At 77.2% G+C, this 10,451-nt stretch carries 1 protein-coding gene; it reads right to left on the reverse strand.

The window, feature by feature from the left end:
• Nucleotides 1-13: 13 nt before the first annotated feature.
• On the reverse strand, nt 14-10,102 hold the full coding sequence (locus O7622_RS23185; RefSeq protein WP_282310310.1) for a type I polyketide synthase: 10,089 nt from the start codon (nt 10,100-10,102) through the stop codon (nt 14-16).
• Nucleotides 10,103-10,451: the final 349 nt, after the last annotated feature.

The following is a 10,451-nucleotide window of genomic DNA, read 5'->3' on the forward strand; positions in this document are numbered from 1 at the left end:
GCGACATGCCGGATCAGGCCGAGCCGAACTCTTCGTCCAGCAGGCTGAAGATCTCCTCGGCGGAGGCCGACTCGAGGCTGGTGCCCTCGTCGGCGGCGGAGTCCGCACCGGCCTCGGTGTAGGTCCACAGGGAGAGCAGTTCGCGCAGCCGGGTGCCGACGGCGGCCCGGTCGGTGTCGCCGGTGGACACCGCGCGCATGGCGTGCTCCAGCTTGTTCAGCTCGCCGAGCACAGACAGCGCGGACGTGCTGCGCTCCGCCAGCAGCGCGCCGCGCAGGTATTCGACGAGCGCGGCCGTGGTCGGCCGGTCGTAGATCAGCGTGGAGGGCAGCCGCAGGCCGGTGGCCGCGTTGAGCCGGTTGCGGAACTCGACAGCCGTCAGCGAGTCGAAGCCCAGCTCGACGAAGCCGCGCTCGGCGTCGATCGAGCGGATCGACGCGTAGCCGAGGACGGCGGCGGCGTGGGTCCGCACCAGGTCGGAGAGCACCTGGTCGCGGTCGGCCTCCGCCGTGGCGGCGAGGGTCTCCCGCAGCGCCTCGGCCGGGTTCCGCTCGGCGGCCCGGGCCGCGCCGGTCGCCGCCGGCCGCACCAGCGACCGCAGCACCGGCGGCACCGCCGCCGGCCCGTACCGGCCGATCAACGCGAGGTCCAGGTCGACCGGTACGACCACCGGCTCGGCGAAGCGCAGGGCCTCGCTGAACAGGTCCATGCCCTCCTCGGCGCCGAGCGGCACGAAGCCGCCCCGGTTCATCCGGGCCTCGTCGACGTGCCCGGTCTGCCCGTCGCCGGTGTCGTTGACCCACGGGCCCCAGGCCAGCGAGAGCGCCGGGAGTCCCCGGTCGTGCCGGTGCTGGGCGAGGGCGTCGAGGAAGCAGTTCGCCGCCGCGTGGTTGGCCTGCCCGGGGCCGCCGAAGAGGCCGGCCGCCGAGGAGAAGAGCACGAACGCGGCCAGGTCCAGCTTCTCGGTCAGCTCGTGCAGGTGCCAGGCCGCGTCGACCTTGGGTCGCAGCACGGTGTCGAAACGCTCCGGGGTGAGCGCCGGCAGGACACCGTCGTCGAGCACCCCGGCGGCGTGCACCACGCCGGTCAGTGGCAGGTCGGCGGGGAGCTGGTCGACCAGCAGGGCGAGCGCGTCGCGGTCGGTGACGTCGCAGGCGGCCACCCGGACGGTGGCGCCCAGTCCGGCCAGCTCGTCGACCAGCGCGACGACGCCCGGGGCGTCCGCCCCGCTGCGGCTGACCAGCAGCAGGTGCCGTACGTCGTGCCGGGTGACGAGCCGGCGTGCCACGAGCCGCCCGAGCAGGCCGGTCGCCCCGGTCACCAGGACGGTACCGGCGGCCAGGTCGGGGCCGGACGCCTCGGCCGGCGGCGGCCCGAGGCGGGTCAGCCGGGGCACCCGGAGCTGCCCGGCGCGTACGGCGAGCTGGGGTTCGCCCGTGGCGAGGGCGGCCGGCAGCAGCGCGGCGGCCGGGGCGTCGTCGTCGACGTCGAGGAGCACGATCCGGTCGGGGTTCTCCGACTGGGCGGAGCGCAGCAGGCCCCAGGCGGTGGCGGCCGGCACGTCGGCGATCCGCTCGTCCGGGTCGACCCGGACCGCGCCGCGGGTGACCACCACCAGCCGGGCGGCGGTCAGGGCCTCCTCGGCGAGCCACTGCTGGGCCAGTGCGAGCATCCGGTGGGCGACCCGGTGCGCCTGGGCGGCCGGGTGGGGCTCGTCGGCGGCGGCTCCGGCGCAGGTCACCACCACCGCGTCGGGCGCGGCGGCGCCGGCGCGTACGTCGGCGACCAGCGTCGACAGGTCCGGGTGCCGGTCGGCGCCGGGCCAGTCGGCGCCGAGGACGACCAGCCGGGAGGCGGTGCCGGCGCGGCCGGTGGTGGGGGCGACCCAGTCGAGGCGGTGCAGGGACCGGCTGACGGAGCGGCGGGCGGCGCTGAGCTGCTCGCCGGAGATGGGCCGCAGGACCAGACCGTCGACGGAGGCGACCGGGGTCGCGCCCGTGTCGGTGACGGTCAGGGCCACGGAGCCGGCGTCGGTGGCGCGCAGCCGGATCCGCAGCTCGCGGGCACGGGTGGGCCGGATGGTGACGCCCGACCAGGTGAACGGCAGGCCCGGGCGGATGCCGGGGCCGCCGTCGGTGCCCGACGCGCCGCTGGCGGGGTCGCCGGCCGGGTCGTCGGCCGTGGCGCTGGCGCCGATGGCGTGCAGCGCCGCGTCCATCAGGGCCGGGTGCACCGAGAACGCCGTGGTGTCGGTGGACGCGTCGGCGTCCAGGGCGACCTCGGCGAGGATGTCCCGGCCCGAGCGCCAGGCGGCTCGCAGCGCCCGGAAGGTGGGGCCGTAGTGGTAGCCCTGGGCGGCGAGCCGGGCGTAGAGCCCGTCGAGGGCGATCGGCTCGGCGTCGGCCGGCGGCCACACGGCGGCCGGCGCGGGGTCCGGGTCGGCGGTGTCGGCGAGCTGCCCGGAGGCGTGCCGCTGCCAGGGCCGGGAACCGTCGGCCGCGGTGTCGTCGTCGCGCCGGGTGTGGATGGCGACGGGCCGGTGCCCGGTCTCGTCCGGCGGGCCGACGCGTACCCGCAGGTCGATTCCTCCCTCGGTGGGGATCGCCAGGGGCGCCTCCAGGTTCAGCTCGGCGACGGTCGCCGCGCCGGCCTGCCGGCCGGTCCAGGACGCGAGCTCCACCAGGGCCGTCCCGGGCAGCAGCACCGTGCCCAGCACGGCGTGGTCGGCGAGCCAGGGGTGGGTGGTGAGGGTGATCCGGCCGGTGAACAGCAGGCCCTCGTCGCCGGGCAGGTCGGCCACCGCGCTGAGCAGCGGGTGGTCCACCACGTCGAGGCCCACGGCGGGCAGGACGGAGCGGTGCGCGCCGGTGCGCTCCAGCCAGTAGCGGTGCCGGTCGAAGGCGTACGTGGGCAGGTCGACCGGTTCGGACTCGGGCAGCAGCCGGCGGTGCTCCACCGGCAGGCCGAGGGCGTGCGCGGTGGCGAGGCCGGTCAGCAGCCGGGTGGCGGCGTCGGCCGAGCCGCCGAGGGTGTCCAGGACGTGTCCGGGGGTGCCGGCGGCGTCGAGCGCGGCGGCGATCCCGGCAGCCAGTGCCGGCTCCGGCGAAACCTCGACGAAGGTCAGGTGTCCGGCCGCGACGGCGGCACGCAGGGCGGTGTCGAGCCGCTCCGGCCCCCCGTCCCCGCCGCCGGGGACGGCCGGGGCCGCGCCGGGGGTGGCCGGGTCGGCGCCCAGGGTGGCCGGGTCGGTCCAGTGGTCGGCGCCGAGGCCCGCCGCGTCGGCCCAGTCCCCGGTGACAGTGGAGGCCAGCCGGGCGGTCCCGGGCTGCGGCGCGAGCCCCGCCAGGGCGGCGCGGAGGCCGTCGTGGTCCAGGCCGCCGGCGGCGGCGCGGGCCCGCATCGCCACCGTGCGGGCGGCGTCGGGCAGGGACAGCAGGCCCGCCACGTACGCGGCCACGACCTCGCCGTCGCCGGTGCCGACGACAGCGGCGGGGGTGACACCGGCGTGCCGCCAGACGGCGGCGAGCGCCACGCCGACGGCGAACCGGACGGGCCGGGCCAGCTCCGGCCGGTCGGCCCAGGCAGCGTCCGCGCCGGTGAGCAGGGCGGCCGGATCGACGTCGACCCAGGGCGCGAGGGCCTGCCGGCACTCGGCGAGGGTGTCGTCGAAGACCGGGCAGCGGCCCACCAGTGCGGCCACCGCGCCCGCCGGGGCAGCGCCCGGGAAGACGAACACCGGTCCGGCGCCGTGGTTGGCGACGGTGCCGGTCACGACGTTGCCGGCCGGGGTGCCGGCGGCGAGCGCGTCCAGGCCGGCCAGCAGCTCGCCGGGGGTCGTGCCGAGCACGGCGGCGCGCCGGTCGAACGCCGAGCGGGTCGCGGCGAGCGACCAGCCGACCGCCGCCGGGGCGAGGCCGGGGTGCGCGCGCAGGTGCCGGGCCAGCCGGGACGCCTGCGCGGCCAGGGCCGAGGTGGACCGGGCCGAGACGGGCCAGGCCACCACGTCGGCGGTGAGCAGCCCGGCGCGTTCCCCCGCCGCAGCGGCTGCCGGCGGCATCGGTGCGTCGGCCGCCTCGGCGTCGGCGGGCGCGTCGGCGGGCAGCTCGACGACCACGTGGGCGTTCGTGCCGGAGATACCGAACGAGGAGACCGCCGCGCGGCGGGGCCGGTCGGCGGCCGGCCACGGCCGGGACCGGGTCACCAGCTCCACGTCGCCGGCCGACCAGTCGATGTGCGGCGACGGCTCGTCCACGTGCAGCGTCGCCGGCACGGTGCCCTCCCGCATCGCCAGCACCATCTTGATCACGCCGGCCACACCGGCGGCGGCCTGCGCGTGGCCCATGTTCGACTTGACCGAGCCCAGCAGCAGCGGCCCGGCGTCGCCCCGGTCCTGCCCGTACGTCGCCAGCAGCGCCTGCGCCTCGATCGGGTCACCGAGGACGGTGCCGGTACCGTGCGCCTCGACGACGTCCACGTCGGTGACCGCCAGCCCGGCGCCGGCCAGCGCCTGCCGGATCACCCGCTGCTGGGAGGGGCCGTTGGGGGCGGTCAGGCCGTTCGACGCGCCGTCGGAGTTGACGGCGGAGCCGCGTACCACGGCGAGGACGCGGCGACCCTGCCGCCGGGCGTCGGAGAGCCGCTGCACGAGCAGCATGCCGACGCCCTCGGACCAACCGGTGCCGTCCGCCGTCGCGGCGAAGGACTTGCACCGCCCGTCGGAGGCGAGTCCGCCCTGGCGGGAGAACTCCTGGAACGCCGTCGGGGTGGCCATCACGGCCACGCCGCCGGCCAGCGCCAGGTCGCACTCGCCGCGCCGCAGCGCCGCACCGGCGAGGTGCAGCGCCACCAGCGACGAGGAGCAGGCGGTGTCGACCGTGACGGCGGGGCCCTCCAGCCCGAGGGCGTACGCGACCCGGCCGGAGATGACGCTGTGCGCGGCGCCCGTCATCAGGTAGCCCTCGACGCCCTCGGGGACCTCGGTCAGCCCCGTGCCGTAGCCGGAGGTGGAGGCGCCCACGAAGACGCCCGTACGGGTGCCCCGCAGCGACGCCGGATCCACCCCGGCCCGCTCCAGCGCCTCCCAGGACGTCTCCAGGGTGAGCCGCTGCTGCGGGTCCATGGCGAGGGCCTCGCGGGGCGAGATCTCGAAGAACGCGGGGTCGAAGTCCGCCACGTCGTGGAGGAAGCCGCCCGCCGGCGGGTGCGTCCCCTCGGCCGGCTCGGGGATCTCCCAGCCCCGGTCGGCGGGGAACGGCGAGATGGCGTCCACGCCGTCGGCGACCAGCCGCCAGAACGTCTCCGGCCCGTCGACGCCCCCGGGGTAGCGGCAGGCCATGCCGACGATCGCGACGGGCTCGTCGGCGTCGACGACGACGGCCTGCGGGGCGGCGGCCGGGGCGGCGCCGGAGACCAGCTCGCGCAGGTGCGCGGCCAGTTCGGCGGGGGTCGGGTAGTCGAAGACCAGCGTGGTGGGCAGCCGCAGGCCGGTGGCCGCGTTCAGCCGCCCCCGGAAGTCCACGGCGGTCAGCGAGTCGAAGCCGAGGTCCTTGAACGGGCGCCCGCGCAGCTCGTCGGGGGTGGCGTGGCCCAGCACCGCCGCGGTCTGCTCGTTGACCAGCCGCAGCAGCTCCCGCTCCTGCTCCGCCGCCGGGAGCGCCGCGAGGTGGCGCAGCGGCGCCGCGACCCCGTCCGCCGGTGCGGCGGCCTCCTCCTGCGCGACGAGCGCCCGCACCTGCGGCAGGTCGCCGAGGAACGGGCTGGGCCGGGCCACCGTGAACGCGGGGTGGAACCGGCTCCAGTCGACGTCGGCGACGGTCACGCAGGGCGTGGGCCGCCGCAGCGCCCGGTCGAGGGCGACGAGCGCCTTCTCCGGGTCGACGGGTGGCAGGCCCATCCGGTTGAGCTGCTCGGTGGCCACGTTCTCGGCGGCCATGCCGTGCGCGCCGCCCCAGGCCGTCCAGGACACGGCGGTGGCCGGCCGGCCCCGGTCGCGCCGGTTGACGGCCAGGGCGTCCAGCAGGGAGTTGCCGGCGCCGTACGCGCACTGCCCGGCGCTGCCCCACACGCCGGAGATGGAGGAGAACATGACGAACGCGGCGAGGTCGCGCTCGGCGAGGCAGGCGTCGAGGTGCAGGGCGCCGAGCACCTTGCCCGCGACGACGTGGGAGAACTCGTCGAGGGTGGTGTCGGTGATCGGGGTGAGCTGGTCGGTGCCGGCGGCGTGCACGACCGCCGTCAGGTCGGGCAGCGAGCCGACCAGGTCCGCCACGGACCGCCGGTCGGTGACGTCGCAGGTGGCGGCGGTGACCCGCCCGTCGGCGCCGTACCGGTCGAGCAGGTCCGCCACGGCGGGGGCGGCGGCGCCCCGGCGGCTGGCCAGGACCACCCGTCCGGCGCCCCGGTCGAGCAGCCAGCGGGTGACGTGGCCGCCGAGGGCGCCGGTGCCGCCGGTGACCAGGACGGCGCCGGACCACCAGTCACCGGCCGGGTTCTCGTCGGTCGGCGGCGGGGCCGGGGTGAGCCTCCGGGCCCAGGTGCCGCCGGGGCGCACGGCCACCTGGTCCTCGCCGCCGTGGCCGGCCAGCACGGCGGCGAGCCGCCGGGTGGTGGCGGCGTCGACTGTGGCCGGCACGTCGACCAGGCCGCCCCAGCGGTGCGGTTGCTCGACAGCCGCCGCGCGGCCGAGGCCCCAGACCTCGGTCTGCAGCGGGTGCGTGACCCGGTCGCCCGGGGCCGCCGCCACCGCGCCGCTGGTGACGCACCACAGCGGCGCCACCAGGTCCAGGTCGGTCATCGCCTGGACGAGGGCGAGGGTGCCGGCGGCGGCGAGGGTCACGCCGGGGTGCGCGGGCAGCAGCCGGTCCTGGCCGGCGACGACGGCGAGCACGCCGTCGACGCCGCGGCCGCCGGTCAGCACCCGGAGCCGGGCGGCGAGCGCCGCGCGGTCCAGGTCCGCGGCGCCGACGCGCAGCACCAGCGGCTCGGCGTCGCCGAAGAGCCCGGCCAGGCCGTCGGCCCACGCCGGCGCGTCCTCGGCGGGCAGCACGACCAGCCAGCGGCCCGCCGGGGTGTCGCCGTCCCCGACCGGCACGGGCTGCCAGCTCACCTGGTACGACCAGCCGTCCACGAGGGAGCGTTCCCGCCGGGACCGGCGCCAGGAGGACAGCACGGGCAGGGCCGGCAGCAGCGCCCGCACCTGCTCGTCGTCGTCGCCCAGCTCGCCGCGCAGCGTGTCGACGTCCGCCTGCTCCAGGGCGGCCCAGAACTCGTCGTCGCCGTCGGCGGAGGCGGTGTCGGGGCCGGCGGGCGGCGGCTCGGGCCAGAAGCGCTGGCGGCGGAAGGCGTACCCGGGCAGCGGCACCCGCGCGGTCTCGGCGCCCGCGTACAGCCGCGTCCAGGCGACCTCCACCCCGCCGACGTGCAGCTCGGCGAGGGCGGTGAGCGCCGACGCGGGCTCGGGGCGGTCGCGGCGCAGCAGCGCCACGGCGGCGGTCTCGTCGTCGGCCAGGACGTCGCGGGCCAGCGCGGTGAGCACCCCGCTGGGGCCGACCTCCAGGAACGTACGCACGCCCAGGGCCCGCAGTTGCTCGACGCCGTCGGCGAAGCGGACCGCCTCCCGCACGTGCCGCACCCAGTACTCGGCGGTGCGGATCTCGTCGGCGTCGGCGACGGCGCCGGTCAGGTTCGACACGATCGGCAGCGCCGGCGGGTGCAGCTCCAGCCGGCGCACCACGGCGGCGAACTCGGCGAGCATCGGTTCCATCAGCGGGCTGTGGAAGGCGTGGCTGACCCGCAGCGGCCTGGTACGTACGCCCTGGTCGGCCCAGCGGCGTTCGAGTTCCTCGACGGCGGCTGCGGTGCCGGAGACGACGACGGCGGTGGGCCCGTTGACGGCGGCGACGGCGACGGCGTCCTCGACGCCGGCCAGGGCGGCCCGGACGGCGTCGGCGGGGAGCTGGACGGCCAGCATCGCGCCGCCGGCCGGCAGGGCCTGCATCAGCCGGCCCCTGGCGGCCACCAGCGTGGCGGCGTCGGGAAGCGACAGCACACCGGCCGCGTGCGCGGCGGAGAGCTCGCCGATCGAGTGGCCCAGCAGCACGTCCGCGACGATCCCCCAGCTCTCCAGGAGCCGGAACAGCGCGACCTCGACGGCGAACAGGCCGGCCTGGGTGTAGAGGGTCTGGTTGAGCAGCCCGCCGGCCTCGTCGCCCTCGGGCGCGAAGAGCACCGGGGCGAGCGGGCGGGGCAGGTGCCGGTCCAGCTCGGCGCAGACCTCGGCCAGCGCCCGGTCGAAGACGGGGAACGCGGCGGCCAGCTCGCGGCCCATGCCGCTGCGCTGCGCGCCCTGGCCGGAGAAGAGGAACGCGAGCTTGCCGCCGCGCGGGCCCGCACCGGCGACCAGGCCCGGGGCGTCGCCGCCCGCGGCCAGCGCGCGCAGGGCGGCGGTCAGGGCGGCGCGGTCGCCGGCGAGCAGCACGGCGCGGTGCTCGAGGCTGGCCCGGGTGCTCGCCGACGACCAGCCGACATCGGTCAGCCGCGGCTCGGGGCGCTCGTCGAGCCAGTCGGCCCAGCGGGTGGCCTGCGCGGTCAGGGACGCGGCGTCGCGGGCGGAGACCAGCACCGGCACCAGGCCGGCACCGTCGACCGGGGCGGTGACGGGCACGGTGACCGGGTCGGTCGCGGCGGCGGGGCCGTCCGGGGCGTCCGCCGGATCGGCGGCGGGCGCCTCCTCGATGATCACGTGGGCGTTGGTGCCGCTCATGCCGAAGGAGGAGATGCCCGCGCGGCGGGGCTGTTCCCCGGCGGGCCACGGCTGCGGCTCGGTCGCCAGCGACACCGCGCCGGCGGTCCAGTCCACGTTGGGCGTCGGTTCGTCGACGTGCAGGGTGGCGGGCACTGTGTCGTGCCGCAACGCCATCACCATCTTGATCACGCCGGCCACGCCGGCGGCGGCCTGGGTGTGGCCGATGTTCGACTTCACCGAGCCGAGCCAGAGCGGCCGGTCGGCCGGCCGGCCCTGCCCGTACGTCGACAGCAGCGCCTGCGCCTCGATCGGGTCGCCGAGGGTGGTGCCGGTGCCGTGCGCCTCCACCACGTCGACCTGCTCGGGCGCGAGCCGGGCGCTGGCCAGCGCCTGGAGCACGACCCGCTGCTGGGACGGGCCGTTGGGGGCGGTCAGACCGTTGCTCGCGCCGTCCTGGTTGACCGCGCTGCCGCGTACGACCGCGAGGACGGGGTGGCCGTTGCGGCGGGCGTCGGAGAGCCGCTCGACGAGCAGCAGGCCGGCGCCCTCGCCCCAGGCGGTGCCGTCGGCGGCGGCCGCGAACGACTTGACCCGGCCGTCCATGGCCAGACCGCGCTGGCGGCTGAAGCCGATGAAGGCGGACGGGGTGGACATGACGGTGGCCCCGCCGGCCAGTGCCAGGGTGCACTCGCCCTGCCGCAGCGCCTGGCAGGCCAGGTGCAGCGCGACCAGCGACGACGAGCAGGCGGTGTCGACGGTGACGGCGGGGCCCTCGATGCCGAGCGCGTACGAGATCCGGCCGGACACGACGCTGGCCGCGGTGCCGGTGAGGATGTAGCCCTCGGTGCCGGGCGGCGGCTGCTGGAGCAGCCCCACGTAGTCCTGGCCGGTGGTGCTGGCGAACACCCCGACCTGGTGGCCGCGCAGCGTCGAGGGGTCGATGCCGGCGTGCTCGAACGCCTCCCACGACGTCTCCAGCAGCAGCCGCTGCTGGGGGTCCATGGCCAGCGCCTCGCGCGGCGAGATGCCGAAGAACGCGGCGTCGAACTCGGTGGCGGAGTCGACGAAGCCGCCCTCGGCCACGTACGACGTGCCGGGGTGGTCGGGGTCCGGGTGGAACAGCCGTGCCAGGTCCCAGCCGCGGTCGGCGGGGAACGCGGAGCAGGCGTCGCGGCGGGAGTCGACGAGCTCCCACAGTTCCTCGGGCGAGGCCACCCCGCCCGGGAAGCGGCAGGCCATGCCGACGATGGCGATCGGCTCGCGGTTGGCCGCCTCAAGCTCGCCGAGCTTCCTCCGGGTCTGGTGAAGGTCCGCCGTCACCCATTTCAGGTACTCCCGGAGCGTATCTTCAGTCGCCATTGACGCCACCTCTTCGGGTCGGAGAGAAACAGCGACCCAATACCGTCCACGGACGCCACAAGCCGCGAAGATCCAAACCCATTCAGCCGACCACGAATTGCCAGACAAAATGGCGTTTCAGCCCCCCACCAGGTCTTACGCGCCGGACGAAAGGTAATTGTCGCCGGACGGCGGTCACAACCCCTAGCGTGCCCCTACGGGTGCCCCTAGGTGGCGGGGGCGCAGGCTGGGCCGACCCGCTCCGCGAGCGGTGTGGCGCACCGCCCTCGCGGAGTGCGGCCGGGCGGGTGCGCGGACCCGCCCGGCCCAGCGTGTCACGACCGTCGACAACGGTCGTGCGACACCATTC

This window comes from Micromonospora sp. WMMD1076 (assembly GCF_029581475.1).
Taxonomy (GTDB): Bacteria; Actinomycetota; Actinomycetes; order Mycobacteriales; family Micromonosporaceae; genus Micromonospora; species Micromonospora aurantiaca.

Bases quoted from the DNA above. Each gene is read 5' to 3' on its own strand.
- O7622_RS23185 (WP_282310310.1), bottom strand. From the start codon at position 10,102: ATGGCGACTGAAGATACGCTCCGGGAGTACCTGAAATGGGTGACGGCG.